Source organism: Rhodococcus sp. 06-235-1A (genome assembly GCF_002258785.1).
In the GTDB taxonomy this organism is placed as follows: domain Bacteria; phylum Actinomycetota; class Actinomycetes; order Mycobacteriales; family Mycobacteriaceae; genus Rhodococcoides.
The window spans coordinates 555,667-578,559 of the sequence record NZ_NOYI01000027.1 but is presented as its reverse complement, the minus strand read 5'-3'; the positions used below and the strand labels follow the sequence as shown (position 1 = coordinate 578,559).

Annotated in this window: 22 protein-coding genes; 9 read left to right on the top strand and 13 right to left on the bottom strand. The window is 64.3% G+C overall.

Annotated elements, in window-relative coordinates:
- The first annotated feature begins 95 nt into the window (after positions 1–95).
- Entirely contained in the window at positions 96–917 is an 822-nt protein-coding gene (locus CH275_RS26450; protein ID WP_094681059.1) for a hypothetical protein, read from the top strand.
- A gap of 50 nt (positions 918–967) precedes the next feature.
- Here CH275_RS26450 and CH275_RS26445 read toward each other — a convergent pair whose 3' ends face one another.
- On the bottom strand, positions 968–2,320 hold the full coding sequence (locus CH275_RS26445) for a sialidase family protein (RefSeq protein ID WP_143546880.1): 1,353 nt from the start codon (positions 2,318–2,320) through the stop codon (positions 968–970).
- A 193-nt stretch (positions 2,321–2,513) separates the two neighbouring features.
- Here CH275_RS26445 and CH275_RS26440 point away from each other — a divergent pair, with 193 nt between their 5' ends.
- Positions 2,514–3,887 carry a WS/DGAT domain-containing protein gene (locus CH275_RS26440; RefSeq protein WP_143546879.1) on the top strand — a complete coding sequence of 458 codons (1,374 nt, stop codon included), beginning with the start codon at positions 2,514–2,516 and terminating at the stop codon, positions 3,885–3,887.
- Between the two features lie 75 nt (positions 3,888–3,962).
- Positions 3,963–4,844 carry a PE-PPE domain-containing protein gene (locus CH275_RS26435; protein WP_094681056.1) on the top strand — a complete coding sequence of 294 codons (882 nt, stop codon included), beginning with the start codon at positions 3,963–3,965 and terminating at the stop codon, positions 4,842–4,844.
- On the opposite strand, the gene CH275_RS26430 is transcribed toward CH275_RS26435, so the two are convergent.
- The 4 genes from CH275_RS26430 to CH275_RS26415 form a co-directional block, all read right to left on the bottom strand.
- On the bottom strand, positions 4,810–5,286 hold the full coding sequence (locus tag CH275_RS26430) for an SRPBCC family protein (protein WP_094681055.1): 477 nt from the start codon (positions 5,284–5,286) through the stop codon (positions 4,810–4,812). The genes CH275_RS26435 and CH275_RS26430 overlap by 35 nt on opposite strands.
- Positions 5,287–5,296: 10 nt before the next feature.
- A complete protein-coding gene (locus CH275_RS26425) occupies positions 5,297–5,656 on the bottom strand; it encodes a VOC family protein (RefSeq protein ID WP_094681054.1) in 360 nt (119 codons plus the stop codon).
- Positions 5,657–5,672: 16 nt separating this feature from the next.
- Positions 5,673–6,629 (bottom strand): alpha/beta hydrolase, encoded by a 957-nt coding sequence (locus tag CH275_RS26420; protein WP_094681053.1) that lies wholly within the window; start codon positions 6,627–6,629, stop codon positions 5,673–5,675.
- Positions 6,630–6,703: 74 nt separating this feature from the next.
- The gene (locus tag CH275_RS26415; RefSeq protein ID WP_094681052.1) at positions 6,704–8,617 is read right to left on the bottom strand and encodes an alpha-amylase family protein; all 1,914 of its coding nucleotides are present in this window, start codon (positions 8,615–8,617) and stop codon (positions 6,704–6,706) included.
- 71 nt (positions 8,618–8,688) lie between these two features.
- Here CH275_RS26415 and CH275_RS26410 point away from each other — a divergent pair, with 71 nt between their 5' ends.
- Positions 8,689–9,648, top strand: coding sequence for an SDR family NAD(P)-dependent oxidoreductase (locus tag CH275_RS26410; RefSeq protein WP_094681051.1), 960 nt, complete (start codon positions 8,689–8,691; stop codon positions 9,646–9,648).
- 5 nt (positions 9,649–9,653) lie between these two features.
- On the opposite strand, the gene CH275_RS26405 is transcribed toward CH275_RS26410, so the two are convergent.
- A complete protein-coding gene (locus CH275_RS26405; RefSeq protein WP_094681050.1) occupies positions 9,654–10,193 on the bottom strand; it encodes a hypothetical protein in 540 nt (179 codons plus the stop codon).
- A 37-nt stretch (positions 10,194–10,230) separates the two neighbouring features.
- Positions 10,231–12,000 (bottom strand): helix-turn-helix domain-containing protein, encoded by a 1,770-nt coding sequence (locus CH275_RS26400; RefSeq protein WP_256991220.1) that lies wholly within the window; start codon positions 11,998–12,000, stop codon positions 10,231–10,233.
- A gap of 50 nt (positions 12,001–12,050) precedes the next feature.
- Here CH275_RS26400 and CH275_RS26395 point away from each other — a divergent pair, with 50 nt between their 5' ends.
- Positions 12,051–13,424: an FAD-binding oxidoreductase gene (locus CH275_RS26395; protein ID WP_094681049.1), complete on the top strand. Its 1,374-nt coding sequence runs from the start codon at positions 12,051–12,053 to the stop codon at positions 13,422–13,424.
- A 13-nt stretch (positions 13,425–13,437) separates the two neighbouring features.
- Here the strand turns inward: CH275_RS26395 and CH275_RS26390 are convergent, their stop codons facing one another.
- Entirely contained in the window at positions 13,438–13,761 is a 324-nt protein-coding gene (locus CH275_RS26390; RefSeq protein WP_094681048.1) for a hypothetical protein, read from the bottom strand.
- 61 nt (positions 13,762–13,822) lie between these two features.
- Here CH275_RS26390 and CH275_RS26385 point away from each other — a divergent pair, with 61 nt between their 5' ends.
- Positions 13,823–14,389 (top strand): DUF2716 domain-containing protein, encoded by a 567-nt coding sequence (locus CH275_RS26385; protein WP_094681165.1) that lies wholly within the window; start codon positions 13,823–13,825, stop codon positions 14,387–14,389.
- Between the two features lie 526 nt (positions 14,390–14,915).
- On the opposite strand, the gene CH275_RS30470 is transcribed toward CH275_RS26385, so the two are convergent.
- Together CH275_RS30470 and CH275_RS26370 are read right to left on the bottom strand one after the other, a co-directional pair.
- Positions 14,916–15,584 carry an SMI1/KNR4 family protein gene (locus tag CH275_RS30470; protein WP_094681046.1) on the bottom strand — a complete coding sequence of 223 codons (669 nt, stop codon included), beginning with the start codon at positions 15,582–15,584 and terminating at the stop codon, positions 14,916–14,918.
- A 98-nt stretch (positions 15,585–15,682) separates the two neighbouring features.
- A complete protein-coding gene (locus CH275_RS26370) occupies positions 15,683–17,044 on the bottom strand; it encodes an MFS transporter (protein WP_094681045.1) in 1,362 nt (453 codons plus the stop codon).
- Between the two features lie 169 nt (positions 17,045–17,213).
- Between CH275_RS26370 and CH275_RS26365 the strand changes: the two genes are divergently transcribed.
- From CH275_RS26365 to CH275_RS26355, 3 genes are all read left to right on the top strand, one after another.
- A complete protein-coding gene (locus CH275_RS26365; protein ID WP_094681164.1) occupies positions 17,214–17,981 on the top strand; it encodes a metallophosphoesterase family protein in 768 nt (255 codons plus the stop codon).
- Between the two features lie 4 nt (positions 17,982–17,985).
- Positions 17,986–19,158, top strand: a complete 1,173-nt coding sequence (locus tag CH275_RS26360) for a winged helix DNA-binding domain-containing protein (RefSeq protein WP_094681044.1) — start codon at positions 17,986–17,988, stop codon at positions 19,156–19,158.
- A gap of 145 nt (positions 19,159–19,303) precedes the next feature.
- Entirely contained in the window at positions 19,304–19,708 is a 405-nt protein-coding gene (locus tag CH275_RS26355) for a GNAT family N-acetyltransferase (protein ID WP_218828821.1), read from the top strand.
- A 45-nt stretch (positions 19,709–19,753) separates the two neighbouring features.
- Here CH275_RS26355 and CH275_RS26350 read toward each other — a convergent pair whose 3' ends face one another.
- From CH275_RS26350 to ychF, 3 genes are all read right to left on the bottom strand, one after another.
- Positions 19,754–20,371: a class I SAM-dependent methyltransferase gene (locus CH275_RS26350; RefSeq protein ID WP_094681042.1), complete on the bottom strand. Its 618-nt coding sequence runs from the start codon at positions 20,369–20,371 to the stop codon at positions 19,754–19,756.
- A 213-nt stretch (positions 20,372–20,584) separates the two neighbouring features.
- Positions 20,585–21,580: an alpha/beta hydrolase gene (locus CH275_RS26345; protein ID WP_094681041.1), complete on the bottom strand. Its 996-nt coding sequence runs from the start codon at positions 21,578–21,580 to the stop codon at positions 20,585–20,587.
- A 231-nt stretch (positions 21,581–21,811) separates the two neighbouring features.
- Positions 21,812–22,891, bottom strand: coding sequence for a redox-regulated ATPase YchF (gene ychF / locus CH275_RS26340; RefSeq protein ID WP_094681040.1), 1,080 nt, complete (start codon positions 22,889–22,891; stop codon positions 21,812–21,814).
- Positions 22,892–22,893: the final 2 nt, after the last annotated feature.

The following is a 22,893-nucleotide window of genomic DNA, read 5'->3' as shown; positions in this document are numbered from 1 at the left end:
AACAACGGAATCCGTCTGAGCTTGTGATGCCGAGATGATGTGTGGTGATATCAGCGCAACCGCAACATAAGCCACATCAGTCACAGGAGTCACACATGTCTCGACGCCTCAGCCGTCTGGCGGGCGCGCTCGCGCTTTCCTGCGCGGCATTGCTCGCAGTTCCCGCCACCGCTTCGGCAGATCCGGCACCGGCCGATCCGCTGGCTCAGGCGATCACTGCACTGCAGGGTCAGGGCGGCGCCTCGCTCGACGCCGCGAACGCCATCGCCGAGTCGCGCACCCCGGTTGCCGAGAACACCTCCGCAGACCCCTTCGCTGCCCTCGACGCAGCCAACAAGGCCTTGACCGACTTCGGCATCACTCCGTTCTTCTACCCCACCGCTGCGATCAACTGCGCTGCCACACCGGGCGCACCGCTGGGAATCGTGCCGGGCGTCGCCGGTGGTGCCGGCGGACCGTGGCCCCAGCTGACCGTGCCGCCGATCGCCACTCTGCCCGGCCTGCCGTCGATCGCCGTGCCCGAACTCAACGCGGTGAACAAGGGCGAGACGATGTTCGCATTCGTCCCGGCCGGCATCGTGAACGACTCGGCCGACAAGTCCGGCATGCAGGTGGCGTGGTTCAACGTCAATACCCTGCAGGGCGGCTTCGCCGACTTCGGTGGGCTGGCAACCACTCTCGCCCAGTCGATCCTCGACAACTCCGGCATTCCGGCAGAGTTGAAGGAACTGGCCCGGCCTCTCGTGGTCAACGCACTCAATGCGTTGCCCGCCGCAGGTGCCCGCGCAGTGCCCGTCGACACCGGATCGGGAACCGTTCTCGCGGCGGTCTTCGGCACGGTGAACCACAAGGCACTCGACGGCTCCGACAAGAGCTGCTTCTTCTTCCCCACTGTCGGTCTGATCAACGTCGCGTAACACCAGACCCGAAAGGCCCTGCAGCGTAGTGCTGTGGGGCCTTTCGTGGTTCAGTCGCTGCCGATCCGGCCCAGCCGACCCAGCACCGCCTGCATCTCGGTGCGCTCCGAGCGCGCCGCCCACGGGCGCTGCCGGTTTCGTCCTCGCATCTGCATCGCCGCCCCTGTGAGAAGGTCACCGTTGGGGGCGAACTGAACTCGGACGATTTCGTTCCGTGAACGCCCCAGCGCGACGTCCCGAAAGCCGTTGAAGAAGCCGTGCGGAAACAGCGGCGCATCGGGCTCGTTGTACTTGCCGCCGACGAACACAGGCCGCCCGGTGCGAAAATCGCGGCACTGCGCGATGAATCCGTGGAAGGCACGCCCCCGTTCGCGTCCGTAGTAGGCGATACCCAATCGTCCGGACCCGGTGGCGGTGATTGCTCCGAAACGGGCATCGCGTACTCCCGGTGCCGAGACCACCACCGGCCTCGACCAACTCACCGCTCCGTCGGACGAACAGGCCGCGTGGAGCAGTCCGTCGCGGTCCGGCCATACCGCGTACACGTTTCCGTCGTCATCGACCGCTGTCGACTCCGGCAGCAGGTAGCGCGAACCGCGCAGCAGAAAATGCAGCGGGTTCTGGTACCTCGCCAGTGCCGACCCTGGAACCATCCGAACGTCCCAGTGCAATCCTTCGTCGTGACTGACTGCCACGGCGAACCGTCGACCGTACCGGCCACCGATGTAGACCGTGCCGTCCGGACCGACGACCCCTTTGCCGAACGAGACGTACTCCCGGCTCGGCAACCCGGGAATGTTCTTCGGATCGATGTCGAATCCGCCGGCCACCTCCCATTTCACACCACCGTCGTAGGACCGCCAGATCACCTGACGGGTGACATTGACCAGTGGCCGCACTCGAACCGCGAACGGGGTCGGAGCGGACAGGTACGTGACTCGGCCCTCGCCCGAAACACAAGGTCCAGCAAATATTTTCGCGTCCATCCTTGCCTTCGACGCCACTTTCCGGGTACGCCAGGTTTCACCGCGGTCGTCGCTGACCCCGAGGGTGAATCCCGTTCGCAGCGGGTGCGGGGGTACCGCGTCGAATCGGCCTGCATGTAGAAACAATCGATCGTCGACGTCGTCGAAATACAGGTACGGCCGATGCCGACTGTTCTGCACGCCTTGCGGAACCGATGCGCGCCATGACTTTCCGAAGTCCGACGACCGCAACACACCGATACCGTCGACTGTGAATGCGGGGGCGAGGAACACTGTGTTGTCCGCCGCGACCCCCAGCGTGCAGGCCGCGGAGCCGTACTCGGTGTACGAGATGTCGGTGACGTAGTCGGCCGACGCGGCGGCGATGGTCGAGGAACGAAGTCCCGCCCGATAGCCCGAGGCAACTCTGGGCGTCACGACTCCCACCGTGTGGCATCACGGCGTCGCGAAAGTGGGGCAAGGCGATGCATTGACCCAGGCTAGCGTCGATGTTGCCGGGAATCGGCGAGGCCATCGAAGAAGTCCTCGGCACGTAGTGGTGACAGTTCACAGAACAGGACCGGTCAGTTTGCAACCTGACGGGTCTCGCGGCGGCGCTTAAGCTCATCGGGTGCCCCGCGCCCGCTCCGACAGCAATCGCCCCGGCTCGATGCGCATGCACCCGGCCGATGCGCGCGCGTATTGGATGGCGTCGAAGATTCCGAGCGATCAGTTCCTGCTGTACTGCTTCGACGCCGGACCCGACGATCTCGACGCCGAGGTGGTGCGATTGCTCGAGCGCAGCACCGGCATCGAGGTGCTGCGCACACACATCGCCGACGCGACCGCGGGCCTCGACTATCCCCGGTGGACGGCGGCCGATCCGTGCACCGAGGCGATCACCGTTCACCGGAAATCGAATACGTGGGCGGAGTGCCTCCATGCGATCTCGTCGTCCTTCGATCGTCAGGTGGACCCCCGACTGTCGGTGTGGCACCTACACCTGTATCCGAACATCATCGATGCACCAGGCGGTACGCAACCAGCTCTCGTTGCCGTGCTTCAACTCTCGCATGCGGCCGCCGACGGAGCACTGGCAGCGCAGACTGCGCGCGACCTCTTCGGTACGCATCGACTCCCGCCCGCACCCCGTTCCGATCGGCGCTCCACGGCGGCTGAGGTGACGTCGACAATGGTTGCTGCCCTGGCCCTTCCGCTGCGTGTGGCGCTGATGGTTCGCGGCGGGTTGCGCGCTCGACGCGATGCATTGCGCCTCGAACACGCCACCGCCTCGGGCGAGATCCCTTCGCGGCCGAACTCACGGGCCCTGACGGCCCTCGACGTCCCGCCCACCGGCCGGACGTCCATTCGGACCATCGTGCTCCCCAAGGCGGCGCTGCAGTCCAGCGACACCACGATCACCGTCTTCGTCATGACCGCGATATCGATTGCGTTGCAACGCTTCCTCGACGATTCATCCGATCTGGCTGCAGAGGTGACCCTGGCCCGAGAGGTACGAGGAGACGCGCGTAACAATTTCGGGAACGTCGGAGTCGGGCTGTTCACCGCCGAACCGAACATTCGCACACGCATGCAGCTCATCTCGAAGGACCTAGCCGCACGACGAGCTCGCGCGAATCATCCACTGTCGGACGCGGCCCGTGTGTCTCAGGACGAGGTCGAGGCGCACGTGCCTGCTTTTCTCGCCGAATGGGGCGTCGCGCAATTCGATCCGGCGGCGACGCCACCGACTGTGACCGGCAACACCGTCGTGTCCAGCGTCTCGCGCGGGGCCGCAGACCTCACGCTCTGCGGTGGGTCGGTGCGGTTCACCGCCGGCTTCCCGGCCCTCTCCCCCGCCATGAGCCTGACCCACGGAGTCCATGGCATCGGCAACACCGTCACCATCGGTATCACGTCGAACAGCGCGGCCGTCCCCGACCCGGACAGCTACGAGGCGCTCCTACGCAACGCCCTGGATCAGGTACGCACTTCCTCGATCTGATCGGGACCGAACTGCCAGACAGTTCTCAGCATTTGCCGGGCGTCGAGCTCAGGTTTGCCCGCCAGACTCGAGACCATGAACCAGGATCAGGTCACCGTGCTCGCCGTCGGGGGTACCGGGGAATCGCATCCGTCCGACCATCGGACGCGCGTCACCGGACTGCTCGCGTGCGTCGTCGGCGAACTCGACGACCGATTCATCGGCCGCTGGGTCGGCTATCCGGCGTCGTACGGTCCTGTCGCCCTCGGTGGACTGTGCTTTCGGCACAGTGCAGACATCGGCGTGCGACGCCTGCGTCGGGCTGTCGAGAGCACCACCGGACCGATCGCACTGGTGGGATATTCCCAGGGAGCGACCGTCGTGCGCGAGGTGCTCGGCCTCATTCGCGACGGGAAGATCGACGGCACCCGCGTCGTCGCGGCAGGTCTGATCTCAGACCCACAACAACCGGCGGGTGCAGTGCCCGGATGCTCGGGACGCGGCGTCGCCGGTACGGGACCGGCTGTGCCCGAGTCCATTCCGGTCAAGTGGATCGGCTTCACCTCGGACATGATCTGCAATGCCAGCGACGACAGTCTGATTCGTGACATCGCCGACCTCACCCGGTGGATGTCGTTTCGCACCCCGAAGATTTGGCTGACAGAACTGTGGAAACTAGTGCGCAGCAACAGTTTCCAGAACGCCACTCGAACCCGACTCCGGCCTTCCCAATGGGTGAAGGATGTGCGACGCCTCCGCACTGCGGCCGCCGAAGTGGCCGGCTACCTGCCGCAGTCGATGCGCTGGCACCGATTCGAATGGGCCAACCCCGGCGGCGGCCGACACATCGCCTACGCGCGCGAACCGTACGACGGCGACCGCACCGGTTGTCAGGTGCTCGCCTGCTGGCTCACCGAGCAGGTGGATCGGCGCGAGGACGCGCTCAGTCCTGCTCTGCCACAGCGGCGAGTTGCCTGAGACCCTTCTCGAAATCCGATCCGACGAGTTTGTCCATCACCGGGAACACTGTCCCGATCAGGCTGAAGAGTTTGTTCTGCTTACCCGACATGCGCCAGGTCACCGTCGTTCCGTCGGCAGTGGGCTCGAGCAGGAACTCAGTGACGTTTCGGTTCTTGAACGGCTTGGTGAAGGCAAGATCGAGGACGACCCGGCTACCCGGCACCGACTCGGTGATCGTCATCGTCCCGGCCCCGGCTTTGCGGTTACCCGACCATGCGTACGAGGCTCCGACTCCAGCGTCGGGACCGGCGTATGTGCGCATCAGATCGGGGTCGACTCCTTCGTAGGGCGACCACTTCACCCACTCGTGGAAGTTGTCGATCAAAGCGTGCACGGTTGCCGCGTCGGCCCGAACCACAGTGGAGCGTTCGACGAGGACGGGGTGGGCTTCGCTGCTCATCGTGGATTCATCAGTCTCTCTTGCACAAGCAGAAGATGTGTCCCGCGGGATCGCGGTACACCCAGAACGAGGGCTGCGCGTGGTCGATGAGTGTCGCCCCCGCGTCGACGACGAAGTCCCTGGCCTGTTCCATGTCGTCGACCACCAGGTCGAGATGAATCTTGACGCTCTCGCTCGGCCAGTCGATCGGGGTGAAGTCCGGTGCCCGCTGAAACGCCAGACGCAGTTCACCGGGACCGTGGACCACTACCCAGCCGCCGTCGTCGTCCACCGATTCCCACCCCAGGATGGTGCTGTAGAAGCGAGCCAGCTCGGCGGGTTCCGGGCAGTCCAGCACCGTGTAGTCGACGGTGATTCTCGGGGGCGTCATGGCAAAAGAGTAACTATCAGCCGCCGAGCGCAGGGGCGATTGTCTCGAACCATGCCTCGTGCAGATGCTGCTCCCAGTGATTCCACCAGTGCACACCGGTACCGGTGATCTTGACGTTGGGCCGTCCGCCAGCGGCCTGCAGCAACGGAACGAATGCCCGGCTGCTCATGCCTGCGGCCGTCTCGAGCGGCACCATCTGCGCGAACTTGACGGGGTCGAAGCTGCTGCTGGCCGGGTTGAAGACCGGGTCCGTAGCCGGTGAGCCACTCCCCGAGGAGACGAAGACTGCCGTGTTGCGCAGCGCGCCGACGTTGAGGGACGGGTCGTTGCGGATCCAGTCCGCGGACGGCCAGGTGCCCCACATGTTGCGTGCGTTGCCGCCCATCTCGCCGACGGCCACCGAGATGCCCTGCGCAAATCCGGGGCTGCTCGCGGTCGGGTAGCCGCTGAACGATGCCACCGCCTTGTAGAAGTCCGGACGATGCGCGGCCAGGTTCAGTGCGGACGTTCCACTCATCGACAGTCCTGCGACGGCATTGTTGACGTTGTCGCTGCCGAACCGATCGGCCATGACGGGCGGCAGTTCCTGCGTGAGGAAGGTTTCCCACTTCACCCGTCCGAGCTTGGGGTCGTCGCGCTGCCAATCGGAGTAGAAGGTTCCGCCGCCGCCGAACGGAATGACCACGTTGACGTGCTTGTCGGCGAAGAACTGCTCGACGTCGGTCTCGATGAGCCAGCCGCTGTTGTCCTCGGGTGCGCGCAGGCCGTCGAGCAGATACAGAGTGGGCGCGGGTCCGCCGCCTGCGGCTTTGAGCACCTTGATCGGGATGTCCTTGTCCATCGACGGCGAGTAGACGTAGACGAGCTCGGAATCGGCCTTCGCCACACCGGTCCCCATCAGCACCGTTGCCATCGTGGCGACCAACACCGCCACTACAGCGAGCACCAGACTTCGTATCCGAGCATGCAGCATGAAGGTTGTCCCCTTGTTCGTATCGACCCGACCGTCCCGGGGAGGGTAACAGCCCGGTCACGGTAGCGCCTCTTCTAACGCACCGGGCTGTCGACGATCCACCACGCTGCATACGGCGGCAACCACACCGATCCGGCCTCGTCGACCTGCAGATCGTGCTGCGAGAGAACCTCCACCGGGGCCGGAATTCCGAGCTCGAGCAGCTGCGCGTGCGGAAACGAGCGGTGTTCGGCGGTGACGTTGTAGAGGGCGACGAGGGTGCCGCTGGGATGCCGCCTGCGCACCACGAGCAGACCGTCGTCCGTCTCGCTCTGCACGTCCACCGGAGCCTCCGCGTGCAGCATCGGCAGACCGGCGCGCACCTTCGCGATACGAGCGATACCGTCGAACACCCGTTGGGCGTCGCTGCCCTGCTGGAATCGGCCGGCGCGGTCGGCGTCGGTGACGCGGGGACGGTGGACCCACCTGTTGTCCTCGGCATGAGCAGGTTCGTCGGCCCAGTTCGGGTCTCCCGGGGATCCGAGCTCGTCGCCACTCCATACGACGGGAATGCCGCCCCATCCGGCGATGACGGCGTGAGCCAGGAAGATTCGTCCGAACGCGCCGTCGGGGTCGAGGCGGGACGGGCCGAGGCCGGTGAGCGCGGCCGCGGTTCCGCTGATCCGGCGGTCGCCGGTATCCGGGTTGTACTGGAACACCAGGCCTTCGGCCCAGGAGCCGTCGAATTCCCCGGAGTACCAGTCCGCCAAGAAGTGGCGATGCCCTGCGCCCGAGAGCCCGAGTGACGCTGCGTCCCCGTCGTCGATGGCCCAGCCGATGTCGTCGTGACAGCGAACGTAGGTCACCCAGGTTCCCGACGGTGGCGTCGGCGGTAGCGCGGACAGGGCATGACGTGCCAAAGCTGTACTGCCCGTGGCCAACATCGACCACACCTGCACCATCAGCGAGTTGTGGTACGCGATGTCCGAGACTCGTCCGGTGTGTCGCCCCTGACCGAGGTACGGCAGCAGATCGCGGGGCCCGACGATTGCTTCGGCCTTGAACAGCGTGGCCGGAGCAGCGAGCCGAGCGGTGGCGCGCAGGGCCTGGGTGATCGCATGCACCTCGGGTTGGTTCTGGCAGTTGGTGCCGAGCCGCTTCCACAGGAATGCAATGGCATCGAGGCGCAGCACCTCGACTCCGAGATTGGCCAGATGCAACACGATGCTCGCGAACTCCTGCAGCACAGCAGGATTGGCCCAGTTCAGATCCCATTGAAATTCGTTGAACGTCGTCCATACCCATTCGCCGAGGTCGTCGTCGAACGTGAAGCTGCCGGGTGCGAAATCGGGAAACACCTCAGGGAGGGTGCGCTCGTAGGAATCCGGAGTGGTCCGATCGGGATAGATCAGGAAGTAGTCTCGATACTTCGGATCACCGGAACGCGCCTTCACCGCCCACTCATGCTCGCGGGCAACGTGATTGAGCACAAGATCGACGACGAGGCTGATTCCGCGTCCACGTAGGGTCTCCGCGAGCGCGCGCAGATCCTCGTTGGTGCCCAAGTCTTCTCGCACCGCGCGGTAGTCCATCACCGCGTATCCGCCGTCGTTGTCGCCCGGACGCGGCTGCAGCAGCGGCATCAGATGCAGGTAGGTGACACCGAGATCGGTCAGATGGTCCAGCCGCTCGCCCACCCCGCGCAGCGTCTGCCCGTATCGGTCGACGTAGCAGGCGTAGCCGAACATGTCGGGCTGCTGGAACCAGTCCGGCTCGAGCAATCGGCGTTGATCGAGGCGGTGCAGATCCTCGGCTCGGGTGGCGTACGCGCGAGCGGCGATCTCCACCAGGCCGGCCGCCACGGCGTCGGGATCGGGGTAGACGGCGGTGACCGCGTCGTGCAGATCCGGAAACCACTGCTCGAGCCGCAACTCGAACGTCTCACGTCGGTGAGCGGGCAGTTCGGCGAGGATCTCGCGGGTGACGTCGGAGACGGCGGGGTGAACCATGGGCTCATTCTGGCATCGACACCGGGACGCGGACGCGCATACATCCGGTTACCGCGGGGTATCAAGGCGGCATGTCTCTCCTGACCCGCACGCTGGACACGATCCTCGACAGAGCAGTCGTTCCCGGTTACTCCCGCATCGGTGCCACGGTGCGTCGACGCTTCTGGGCCGCGGATCCGACGCCGTTTCCCTCCCCCATCGACATGGTGGTGACCGGGGCGTCGTCCGGTTTGGGCGCTGCGACGGCGAAAGAATTGGCGCGGCTGGGGGCACGGGTGCACCTGGTCGGTCGATCGGCCGACCGACTCGAGTCCGCCGCGGCGGCGATCCGAACCGAGGTGCCCGACGCCTCACTCGTGGTTCGTGAGTGCGATGTCAGCAATCTCGATTCCGTGGCGGCCTTGATCGCGGCTCTGGCGTCCGAACTCACGTCGGTGCACGCACTCGTGCACTGCGCCGGAGTGATGCCGGACGGACGGCAGCTCTCTGCGCAGGGACACGAATCGGCTTTCGCCACCCACGTTCTCGGGCCGGTCGCATTGACCGTGGGACTGCGAGAGCTGTTCGACGCCGGATCGCGGGTCGTGTTCGTCTCGAGCGGCGGCATGTATGCGGTGCCGCTGCAGAATTCGGACTTCGAGTACGAGAACGGCAAGTACTCCGGCATGACGGCGTACGCGCGCACGAAGCGAATGCAGGTGGTGGTGGCCGAGCAACTGGCCGAACGCTTTTCGCTCGAAGACGACCCGGTGGTGCACAGCATGCACCCGGGCTGGGCGGCCACTCCCGGCGTCACCGGATCGATGCCGATGTTCGGTTCGGTGATGAAGCCGATTCTGCGCAACGCACACGACGGGGCCGACACGATCGTGTGGCTCGTCGCGTCCGACCAGGCGTTGACCAGCACCGGCACGTTCTGGCACGACCGGGCCCCGCGCCCGACTCACTACCCCTCGTGGCGTGGAGATTCACCTCGCGTGCGAGATGCACTGTGGGCGAGCGTCGTCGAAGCAACGGGAATCGAGATCTGACGCTCCTACTGCTTCACTGCGGGCCGACGTCGCGCACCGGCCATGTTCCGAAGGATGATCAACAGGGTCAAGCCGAACCCCCAGCCGAGCATGCAGAGAATGACACCCACGCCCGACTGCCCGGTCTCGTCGGTGCTCGCTGAGATGCAGAACGCCGTCGAGAACCCAGCGGTCGTGCCGAGCGCTGCGACGTGTCCGCCGGTCTTCGCCCATCGCGACAGATGCGCAGCAAGCAGGCACAGCAACACCACCGTCGCCCCGCACGCAGCGATTTGCCATCCCGGGAACGCATTCGGAGCCGGGAGCCCGGGTCCGCGGAATTCGCCCCGTTGATCGGCAGACCAGCTCAGCCACCCTGCACACGCGGCGAAACCCGCTGCAACAGCAATGGATCCGGTGGCCCACGAGCCGAGCGGACCGGTTGCCGTTCCTTCTCGACGTTTCGAGAACAAGGCCCACAGAACAAGAGCCCAGAGCGACGACGGCACACCGACGAACACGAAGACTGTCCACAGAAATTGAGACCACGAAAAGTCGACTGCCATGCCCCGACGCTATCCGACGAGCACCGATTCGTTCGGATCACAGACCCAGCAGGTCGGCCGATCGTCGCAACCGCATCAGCACCTGAAGATCGAGAGCATCGTCCGGGTCGCGCCACTGGGTACCGATCAGCCGGTCGATCGCCTCGAGCCGTTGGTAGAGCGTATTGACGTGCACCCCCAAGCTCGACGCGGTAGCCGAATGATGCCGGCCGTGGGCCAGATACGTCGACAACGTCTCCATCAATGGGACTCCGCGCTTGGTCTGCTCGGCGAGCAGCGGCCCGAGCTTGTCCTCGGTCAGTTCGTCCAAGTGCTCACGGGCCAGGTGGCTCAGCAGGATTCGATAGATCCCCAGGCCGCGCGCCGAGGACACTTCTCCATCTCTGCCGAGAGTCGTCAGCACGTCAGCAGTCTGTTGCGCCTCTCGGAACGCCGTCGCCAGAGCGTCGGCACCTCGCGCGGGCTCGGAGATTCCCACGGTGGCACGGGTGGTGATCATGCGCCGAACGGCAGCGGACTCGCGAGCGGGAACGACCAGCAAGACCCTCGAACCCTGCTCTGCAACAACTGATCCCGGTGTCAGCGCGACGGCTTCCAGTTCGGCTCTCGACGCGTTGCCCTGCGCGACCGCCACACAATACGTCACGTCCGGGGTCAGTCCGGCACGGTGGAACTGCCTGCGTTCGTCCTCGGGCGTCGACGTCGGATGGAGCAGCAGGTCGAGCAGAAACGCGTCCTGCGCCCGGCGTGCAGACTCCGCCGCCGCGCGCTCCTCGGCCAACGACAGCGCGATGGCAGGCACAGCCCGATCGAGAAGTAGGTGGGTCTGGTCGTCGTCCGGTCCGACCGAGATCAACACCCCCAGAAAGCGCCCGGCAGCCACCACCCGACGCGCGGTGATCTCGTCGTCGACGGCGGTATCAGCGCCCGCCCGGCAGCGTTCGACCAAGGCGTCGACCTGAATCGCTCTGTCCTCCAGGGCAACCGGCACAGACGCGCCATCGGCCAGGAAGTACGCCGGGCGCTCGGTGGCCGACGCCACCTCCCGAACCAGGCTCCGCACACCGCCCCCTTGGAGCACGACCTGGGTCAAGGTGCGGTCCCACTGCACGGTCTGTTCCAATTCGACAGTGCGGAGCGACAATTCAGCATTGAGCGTTTCGAGCTTGTCGATCGCCCGCACGTTCTCGATGGCGATGGCCGCATGTGCGGCCAGTGCCGACAGCAGAGCGATCTCACTGTCCGCGAAATCCCGCTCCTGCCGCTTGCACGCGAACAGTGCGCCGATCACGCGGTCGCCCACCCGGAGCGGTACGCCCAGTAATCCGCGCATGTTCTCCGACCGCGCAGCACTGTCCGCTCCCGTGATGTGCCGAAATGCAGGTTCGCTCTGGTAGTCGGGTGTCCATGACGGCGAGGCACCGCGCACGATCAGCCCTACGAGCCCCTCGTCGAGCGTGAGCCTGATACCCACGAGCTTCGGTGTCAGAGCACCACTGGTGACCTCGATGACGAACTCGTCCCCGTACACCGAGCCCATGTAGGCCAGATCCACACCCAGGAGCCTGCGCGCCTGGTCCACCACTTCCTGCAACAGAATGCGATTGTCGCGCACAGTAGTCAGGCGCACCGCGATGTCGTTGAGCGCCGAGAGTTCGGTGCTGCGCTGTTTGCGCTGATCGAGCAGTGTGCGCAGCCGGAGCGCAGCATGCGCCTCGGCACCGGGATAGTTTCCGCGATGGGCTTCCAGCTGGTCGACGGACGCGTCGTCGAGCAGCAATTCCATCCATGACTTCGCAGAGGACATAGAGAAAACCTACATTGGCCGAGACGCGCGTCACAGCTAAAGTCGTATCCATGTCGCTTGTCGAACAATTGTCCGAGGTCCTGCCCGCGGATCGAATCGTGGTCGACCCGGACGTCATCGCTTCCTATCAGCACGACGAGGCCGAATGGGCCCCGTATTCGACGCCGGTCGCCGTCGTGCGGCCTCGCAGTGCGGAGGAAGTGCAGGCTGTCGTTCGCGCCTGTCTGGCCGACGGCACACCCGTCGTCACTCGCGGAGCGGGCACCGGACTGTCCGGTGGCGCGAACGCCACCGAGGGATGCGTCGTGCTCGCCCTCGACGGCATGGATGCGATCAAGGAGATCGACCAGCTCGAGCGCTACGCCGTCGTCGAGCCCGGGGTCGTCAACGATCACCTGCGCGCAGCCGTCGCCGAGCAGGGTCTGTGGTATCCCCCGGATCCGGCCAGCGCCCCGTGGTCGACCATCGGCGGCAACGTCGCCACCAACGCCGGCGGATTGTGCTGCGTGAAGTACGGCGTCACTCGCGATTACGTGATGGGCATGCAGGTCGTCACCGGTACCGGAGAACTGGTGAGGCTCGGACGTAAGACTGCGAAAGGTGTTGCCGGCTACGATCTTGCGGGTCTGATGGTCGGATCGGAGGGCACCCTCGGGATCATCACAGAGGTGACCCTCAAGCTGCGCCCGCTCCAGGACCCGCAACGGACCGTGGCCGGCTATTTCGATTCGATCGTCGACGCCGGGCGGGCCGTCGCTGCAGTGGCCGCAGCCGGTTTGACCCCGTCCGCACTGGAATTGATCGACAAACAGTGCCTCATCGCCGTCGACGCCTGGAAGAACATGGGCCTGTCGGTCGAGGCGAACGTGGTGTTGCTCGGACGGATCGACGATCCCGGTCTCATCGGAGACCAGGAAGCCGAGAAGATGCTCTCGTGCTTCGACGAGGCCGGGGCCACGTGGTCTGCGGTCTCGACCGATCAGGAGGAGGCCGACGCGCTGTTCGCAGCCCGACGGTTGGCGTATCCGGCGATGGAGCGCCTGGGCCCGGTACTGACGGAGGACGTGTGCGTACCGAAGAAGCATGTGCCCGAGATGCTTTCCCGCATCGAACAGATCGGCCTTCGCTACGAGACGACCATCGCCAATATCGCACACGCGGGCGACGGGAACCTGCATCCGTTGCTCATCACTTCGCACGACGACCTTCCGGCGCGCGAGCGAGCGCAGGCCGCCTTTGCCGAGATCATCGACGCTGCTCTGGAACTCGGCGGCACCGTGACCGGCGAGCACGGAGTGGGGCTACTCAAGATGGACGGTCTGGTGCAGGAACTCGACCCGGTGGTGTTGGACATGCACCGCGCGGTCAAAAATGCGCTGGATCCACAAGGAATCCTGAACCCGGGCAAGGTGTTCGCGCCCTGACAGCGCTGAGATCTTACGGTTGAGTGCGCAGATTGCCGTTGTGCAGCGCGGTCACCAGCAGACTCGGGAGGCCGTTGACCAACAACAGAACGGCCACCACGAGACCCATCGCCAGCCACGGCTCGGTCAGCCACAAATGATTGCCCAGTTGTAGCGCACCGACAATGCTCGATATCCATCCGGCAGATTGAGCACGTCGGACCCATCGGGCAGGTCTGACCGGATACGAGCCGTTCACGGCTGGCAACCTACGGCCGTAGTTCTCACGAGCGGCGATTCGAGCGGCTACGACGTGAATCAGAACAGCGAACGTGATGGCACACAACGCAAGCACCATGTATCCGTCTCCCCTTCCGATTCCGGTCAGCGCAGTCTCTCAGGCCAAGGACAATAGAACAATGACGACCAAGCTGACCATGGACTTCGGAGCTGCGCTACCCATCGGGTGGACCGAACTCGACCGAACTGCAGAAACGGAGCGCTGGTCGGAGTTCACGAGTAAATTCGGGTTTCGCCCCGGGACCGAACCTGAGTCGTGGCCGGCCATTGCCGAGCCTGCACCCTCCATGACCTTCGACCTGGACGCCCATGCCGTCCGCACGACGGCCTCGTGGTCTGCCCGTGCCGACGCGATCAACGCGGAAGCGTTGCGCTGCTTCGTCACCGAGTTCTCGGCCGACCCCACCTTCGTGGTCCTGGACTGGCAACACCCGTGCTACAGCTTCGACGCCGAAGCGCACGCCGAAGCGGCCGAGAACGCAGAATGGCGTGTTCCCGTCCACCCGAACGGCGACTACTACATCTTCGCCCGAGACGGATTCACCGAAGGGACCTTCGGCCACCCGTGGGAACGCACCTTGTGCGTCTTCGGACCACGCATGGTCGCCACGCTCGGCCGCACCTTGGCGACATGGCTTCCCACGATCCGCGTCGACGGCAAACAGGTCTCGAGTCGACGAATGTAACCGATCCCGACTTACTTGTTTGTCCGGGCGCTGGAAACCGGCCCGATGGGACTTCAGGCGAGAGCCTGAAACGGGTGCGCCGGCCGTCGTCGTGCACACGACCGACGGCCGCGAAGTGCCGGCTCGGCCGTGAAGCGACGTGGCATCACCACCCCGTCGACAACGAAGATTCAGAAGACATTTCGGGACCGTGTCTCTCGAGCGCGACTACAGCAGCCACCATTATCAGCGCAGCGCTGGCGATACCCGGTAACAATCTCGGATCCGGGGCGTACAAGAAAAACAGCACATACTGCAGCTGAAAGATCGCCACTGGCAACAGAATAAGTGCCCTCGTTCGACGCAACCGGCCGCCCGAGAAAAGGATCTCGCTGATCGAACCGACAAGGATCAGCGCCACCAACGGTGGCCCTCGATGCCATTGTCGTAGTACTTCCCAGTGACTTTGGCCAGTAAAATTGGACCACGTGAAGCCGGCGGACTCTTCTCAACAGCGAGTAACTGCCGTGTGGCGGCAAGCTATCACTCACGCAAGCCATTCCCACACCAGCCGATCTCCCTCGACGTACGGCTGGAATTGGCTCCACAGCGAGATCCGCATCGCGATCGGTGTGTTGCGCTCCAGCGAGAAATTCAAGTCTTCGAGCATCGCGCTCACCGACCGCCAGATCGGTGGCCGCCATGCCACGTCTGCATCCGGCCACATATTGACGCAACCGTGAAGCGGACCCGAGCGAGTGTCGACGAACAGTGTGGCAGCGTCATCTTTGGCGAACGGAACGAACCCCGGCAGCATCGCGCGGGCGGCGGACCCGGCAGGTTTGTTCATCTCGGCATCGAGGTCGGCCGTCGCTCCGTATTCGGGGTTTCTGTTGGACTGATCCCAGAACGCGTGAGTCTTCTCGACCTGCGAAAGTGACAACAGCTCGAAGTTCGGAGGCAAGAGCAGCATGCCCCGGCGGTCATCAGCTCGTTCGACACATCGGTAGAGTTCCCTCACTTCTTCGGGCCACGGACACGTCGCGGCCTCGGCTTCTGCGATCGCTTCGTCGGAGGCACCGAAATACTGGACCCCCAGATTCGCCGTCAGAAGCCGTGTCAGCCGGGCCCATTGGTGAGTTACCGAGCTTGGACGGGTCGCCTTCAGGAGCCGCTCGACCTCGGCGGAACTGAAGTCGGGCAGGAGTCTCTTCATTTCCGTTGGGTCGAGGTCCACATCGTTCACGAGAACAGTGTCCCAAACAGAGGACCGAGGGCGTCCAGGAACGTTCGTGTTTGCAGCCTACGAGCACCTCACGACCGTGCTGCCCTCTGAAGACCGTTGACTGCTTCCGTATTGCTCTCGGAGCGCACTCCCATTCGACTGCGCAGAGCGATCACCAGCACTACCGCCATCAGCATGACCCCGCCGACGACCCACAGGCCCGCTTTGGCGTTACCGGTGGCGTCGAGCAGCCACCCGGTCACGTACGGGGCACCGAACCCCGATGTGTTGCCGACCGAGTTGATCACAGCAATACCAGCCGCTGCCCCAGCTCCGGTGAGGAACGTACTGGGCAGGTACCAGAACACAGGTAGTGCACAGAACACCCCCACGGCGTTGACCGTTACCGCGATCATGGTGGTGAACGGTGAATCCATGTACAGCGCAAACGGAATCGAGATCGCACCGATCAGGGTGGGAATCGCCACGTGCCAAGTTCGCTCGCCGGTCCGGTCCGAGTGTCGACTCCAGAGCACCATCGCCACTGCGCCCACTGCGAACGGTACGGCCACGATGAGACCCGTTGTCACGAGGGAGAAGTCGGTATCGAACGTCTGCTTGAATCCCGCGACGATGCTGGGCAGAAAGAAACTCAGGGAGTAGAGACCGTAGGTGATGCCGAAGTACACCAAGCCGAGCATCCAGACCCGGACGTCACCGAGAGCGCGCTTGACCGAACCGCTGATGTGCCCGTCCTTCACAGCGTCCTCGGACTCCAATTCGGTGGTAAGCCAGTCCTTCTCGTCGACGGTGAGCCACTTCGCCTGGGACGGTCGATCCGTGAGATAGAACCAGGTGACCACTCCGAGCAGGACCGCGGGGATGCCCTCGAGGAGGAACATCACCCGCCACCCCGACAGTCCGAACAGCCCGTCCATGTACTGAATGATCGCACTGGACAGGGGCGCACCGAGCGCCGACGACACCGGCAGTGCCAGCATGAACAGGCCCATCAAACGGACTCGGTACGCGCGCGGAAACCACATCGTCATGTACAGCAACACCCCGGGGAAGAAGCCGGCCTCGGCGATACCGAGTAGCACCCGCAGCCCGTACAGCCAACCTGCTGTCGGCACGAATGCCATGGCGGCGGCCACAATTCCCCACGACACCATGATGCGGGCGATCCACCGTCTGGCACCGAATTTGTGCAGCGCCAAATTACTGGGCACCTCGAACAGCAGGTATCCGATGAAGAACAGTCCCGACGCCAGACCGAACATCGTTTCGGTGAGGCCCAATTCGTCGCTCATGGTCAGCTTGGCGAGACCGATGTTGGTGCGATCGAGATAGTTGACGAAGTAGGCCAAGCCGAGAAACGGGATGATGCGTCGGGCGACCTTCTTGACCACCCTCGTCTCGATCTCGGGCTTCGACGTGATTGCAGGCATGGGCTCGGCTTTCCTCGGGCGAAAGTGACCTGGACCACGTTATGAGTATGCCAAGCAAGGGTCTATGGAGAAACCACCCACCGAATGCGGAGTCCCGAGGGCGAAATCTCCAACACTCGCCTCGGGCTGCCGTGTTGCAGTCGTATGCCCACGCTGGAATCCTGTGGTTGTGCGAGTAGCTCTCATTGCCGATATTCACGGCAACATCGCGGCGCTCGACGCCGTCCTCGACGACATCGACCGGCAACGCGTCGACTCGGTGGTGAACCTCGGCGATCTACTGTCCGGCGGACTGCATCCGCGTCGGACTGCGGACCGGCTGATGGCGCTGGGCTTTCCCACTATCGCCGGCAACCACGATCGCTATCTGCTCGAGCAGGACCGCGAGTCCATGGGTAGCTGGGATCGGCACGCTCATGATCGACTCGACGACGAGCATCGACAGTGGCTGGGCTCGCTGCCATTCTCACTCGAGCTGGGCCACGGAATCCTGGCTGTGCACGGAACACCCACCGACGATCAGCAATATTTCCTGCACTCGGTGGACGCCAACGGCTCGCGCGAGGCAACCGGGGCCGAAATCCTCGAGCGGGCAGCAGGTTTCACCGACAGATCTGTCATTGCCTGCGGGCACACCCACCTACAGCGCCAATGGACTCTTCCCAGCGGCACACTCGTGGTCAACCCGGGCAGCGTCGGCACCCCCGCGTACGACGACGATCAGCCCTACCCGCACGTCATGGAATCCGGGTCGCCGCATGCGCGCTACGCAGTACTCGACGATCACGGCAGAGGCAGCTGGACGGTCTCGTTCGAGCTGGTCGAGTACGACCACGTCGGTGCTGCCGCCGATGCCCGCGCGCACGGCATGAACGCCATCGCCGACGCTCTTCTCACCGGTTTCGTCGGCTCTGAGCCTCAGCAGCCGTCACACTGATCGCGTGAAGATCACCGACGCCCAACGCCGATATCGGCTCGTTGCGCAGCACTTCTCCCGTGCCTCGACTGCCGACGACGTTGTGTCGTCATTGCTCGCACTGCATGCCACCGACCCGGCGACGGTGTATCTCTCGGTGTTGGCGCGTGCTCGATCGCTGGAACTATCCGATGTGCGCGATGCGATGTACGAACGCCGGAGCCTCGTCCGCCTGATGGCGATGCGTCGCACGATGTTCGTCGTCGCACACGAGGACGCCCCGATGATTCATGCTGGCGCGAGTCTCGGGGTTGCGCGCACCATGCGGGCACGCTTGGTCAAACAGGTCTCGACGCTGCCCACCGAACCTGTGATCGACAATGTCGAATCCTGGCTTGCCGCAACCGAAGAAGAAACCGAGGCGGCGCTGCGCTCGATGGGTACTGCCACCGGTGCGGAGCTGTCGGCAGTGGTCCCCGGCCTCAAGACGGCGCTGCTACCAACGACCGACAAGGTGTACGACGTCAGGCGATACGTCACCTCCGAGGTGTTGGTGATGATGGCCGCCGAAGGAAAATTGGTGCGCGTGGAACCACGGGGAGCATGGACTTCTCGGCGGCATGCGTGGGCACCGATCGACCATTGGTGGCCGGACGGGATTCCTGATCTCGACGAAACCGAGGCACGCGCCGAACTTGCCCGACGCTGGCTCGAAGCATTCGGACCGGCGACGCTCGACGACCTGCAGTGGTGGACGGGCTGGAACAAGACTCAGACTCGTGGGGCGGTCTCAGGCCTGGACACCGTGGCAGTCGAACTGACCGAGGGCGACGGAATCATGTTGACCGGCACTACCTTCGACAAACCCGCCGGTACGAGCGTCATGTTGCTGCCCGCACTGGATCCCACACCGATGGGATGGAAACACCGCGCCTGGTATCTCGGTGAGCACAAGGCACCGCTGTTCGACACTTTCGGCAACATCGGTCCGACCATCTGGTCCGGGGGTCGCATCGTCGGGGGTTGGGCTGTGACCGGATCCGGTGAGGTGGCCACCGAGTTCCTCGAAGACGTCGGCTCGACGGTATCCAAAGCCGCTGGAGCCGAGGCCGAACGACTCACCGCCCTGCTCGACGGCACCGCGGTGGTCCCGTCGTTCCCGACTCCGTTGGAGAAGAAGCTGCGGGGGAAGAAATAGCCCAATCGAGTTGCCATTGTCAGGCCTGAGATCGATGGTGAAGCCAGCCGAAGTGAGCGAACACAGTCGATCTCGATCTGCGCGCAGTCGAACTCTCGGATGGGCGGTCACTGGAAATGCACTACCCAGAGGAGTGGATCCATCGGTGAGCGAATCTCTGCACTACCGGGTCAACTTTCCCGTCGATGACGCCGAGCTGTCGCAGCTTCATCAGAGAGCATTCGGCGGAGAGTACGAACTCACTCCGTGGCGGGCCAGACTGGACACGCACAGTAAATCGTGGGTGGGCGCGTTCACCCACGGCCAGCTGTGTGGGTTCGTACACGCGGTCTGGGATGGAGGCAGACACGCCTTCCTCCTCGACACCGTCGTCGACCCTGCGCTGCAACGGCGCGGCATCGGAACTACCCTCGTAGCACGCATCGTCGCGGATCTGCGAGGGTCAGGGATCGAGTGGGTACATGTGGACTACGAACCACATCTACACGAGTTCTATTCTGCCGGATGCGGATTCAGAGAAACAACCGCGGGGCTACTCCGGCTCGAATGAGCGATGCGTGACTGCAGTCCTGAGGTTTCGGCCCGAACCGTCGCGTCAGAGCCGGTAACGGCCTTCGGCCCAGGCACGGGCTGCCGGCGGGGTCACCTCGTCGACCGCTTCACCGTCGCGGAAGTAGCTGGTGTGCAGGATTCGACCCGCGTCGACTGCTTCCTGCCACGCCTGAGTAGGGCCTTCACCGAACCAGAGCCACGGGGTGATGTCATCCATGATCACCACCGATTCCGAGGTGGCGAGCGCACGTAGATCGTCGAGGTCTGCGCGGGCACCCTCCACAGAGTGATCACCGTCGACGAAGATGACGTCGAATCGCGCGTCCGGGTGTTCCTTCGCGTAGGCCGCGATGGTGGTGTGCGAATCACCTTGGATCAGGGTGTGTCGGCCCGGAAAGTGTTCGTCGATATGGGCTTTCGCGGCGGCACTGTAGGTGTACGCGGCCAAGTCGAAGGACACGACGGTCACGTCGGGTGACGCGGACAGAAAGGCCCAACTCGAAAAGCCCGCATTGAACCCGACCTCACAGATCAGCGTCGTACTCGGCCGGGCCGCAAGCGAGGACAGATATGCCTGCTCCGCCTCATCGGCTCCACGCTCGAAAGGTTCCCCAGCAGTAGCCGTTCTGTGCACCAATGCCTCGAGTTCCTGCAGACCCATCTACGTTCTCCTATCGTCCGATTCGGAGCGTAGCCAAGTTCGCTGGGCGACGCAGACGACCGCGCTGAACCGACAGTTACCGATGCACGTCTCGCCGATGCCATGCTGAGCCAGGAATACGACCAGGTGTGGCCGTCCTGCGGAGTATGAACGGAATCAATCCGCGTGAACCTGCTGGACTTGCGCGGGGTACCTACCGAGCCGCGAACAAGCTCACGGCTCGAGCCCCGCAGCCAGCGTTGGCCAGCTCTGTGCAAGCTGGTCGGCCCAGTACGGCCACGAGTGCGTACCGGGGCTGCCCAGATCGAACGTGGCCGGGATGTTCAGCTCGACGAGTCTGTCGCGCAGCAGGCGCGTGCAGAAATCGGTGCCTACTTCGATCGCCCCGCCGATCACCAGCGTGTCGAGGTCTTCGAGCGACTCGTACCGCTCGTGCGGACCGGGCAGGCCACTGGCGGAAAAGAGATAGATGGACATTCCGCGTAGCGCTTCTGCGTTCACCAGCAGGTCGTGGGCGGCCCAGCGCTCGTCGAGGGGCCCGCCGAGCATGTTGTTCGCGTTGCCGCCGTAACCGGCGACGATGCTTCGCATGAGGACTTGCCCGAGTACGCCTTCAGATAAGAAGCACCCGCTGTACGCCGCGACGGCCGAGTACTTGTCCGGGTTCCGGGCGGCCAGCATCATCGCCGACTGAGCGCCCATCGACAGGCCCGCCACACCGTTCCTGCCGTTGCCCTCGAACTCGGCGTCGATCAACGGCGGAAGCTCCTGCGTCAGGAAGGTTTCGAAGCGGTAGCGGCCGAGGCGGGGGTCGTCGTTCTCCCAGTCGGTGTAGAAGCTCGCTGGACCGGCAAGCGGGAGAACCACGTTGACGTTCTTGTCACGGAAGAACTCCGCCGCGTTGCCCTTGCGAAGCCAGATGCTGCTCGACGGTTCGTTCTCCCCGGATCCGCTGAGCATGTACAGCGTCGGGCGCGGGCCTTTACGCTCGGCGGGGGTCAGAACCTGCACCTCGATGGTCCGATCCATGCTCGGCGAGTACACCGACAGCCACGTCAGCGTCGGGCTGGTATCGATTCGGTTCTCGATCCGCGCCGGCTGGCTCGGTGCCGGGTTTTCGGTGTCGATGTCTTGAGCAGCGGCGGGCACGCCCGCTACGAAGGTGAGCAGAACTGCGATCAGCACCAGAACCGGCCGCACGCCGAACATAGAACCCCCACTGCCCGCGGCTCTGTGCGACCGCTGTTGTCGAGGCAGTCTTGCACAAAAGGAGGGCAGGAATCGGACTAATCGTCGGCAAATTGTGAAAAATCCGGGATTCAGCCCGTTTTGTGCGGCACCGACTGGAGTAGGTCAGCACTTACCCAGGCCTCGAGATGCCTGTGGGTTGCCAACAGGTGAGTGACGCGCCCGGATGACCTACTGACGTCGCGCGCCGGGCTAGACGTTGAAGCGGAACTCCACGACATCGCCGTCGGACATGACGTAGTCCTTGCCTTCGATGCGCACCTTGCCGGCCGCCTTGGCCGAGGCCATGGAACCCGCGGCGATGAGGTCGTCGAAGGAAACGATTTCGGCCTTGATGAAGCCGCGCTCGAAGTCGGTGTGAATGACGCCCGCCGCCTGCGGAGCGGTGTCGCCTCGATGAATTGTCCACGCGCGGGCCTCTTTCGGGCCTGCGGTGAGGTAGGTCTGCAAGCCCAGCGTGTGGAAGCCTGCACGAGCCAACGCGTCGAGACCAGGCTCGGTCTGTCCAACGGATTCGAGCAGTTCCGCTGCCGATTCCTTGTCGAGTTCGAGCAGTTCGGACTCGATTTTCGCGTCGAGGAAGACCGCATCGGCGGGCGCGACGAGGCGAGCGAGTTCGCCGATCTTCGCGTCGTCGGTCAGCACCGACTCGTCGGCGTTGAACACGTACAGGAAGGGCTTGGTGGTGAGCAGCTGGAATTCACCGAGCAGCTCGAAGTCCAGCTTCGCCTTGGCCGAGAACAGCGTCTTGCCGTCGTTCAGCACGGCCTGTGCGGCCAGCGCCGCGTCGAGTGCAGGCTTGCGATCCTTCTTGATCCGCACCTCTTTCTCGAGGCGCGGGATGGCCTTCTCGAGAGTCTGCAGATCGGCGATCGCGAGTTCGGTTTCGATGACCTCGATATCGGCGGTCGGGTCGACGCGACCGTCGACGTGCACCACGTCGTCGTCGGCGAAGACACGAACGACCTGGCAGATGGCGTCGGCCTCACGAATGTTGGCGAGGAACTTGTTGCCCAGGCCCGCGCCCTCGGACGCACCCTTGACGATGCCGGCGATGTCGACGAACGACACCAGCGCAGGCACGAGCTTCTCCGAACCGAACACCTCGGCCAGCTTCTCGAGCCGGGGATCCGGCAGCGCGACCACACCGACGTTGGGCTCGATGGTGGCGAACGGATAGTTCGCGGCCAGCACATCGTTGTTGGTCAGAGCGTTGAAGAGGGTGGACTTGCCGACGTTGGGCAGTCCGACGATTCCGAGGGTGAGGCTCACGG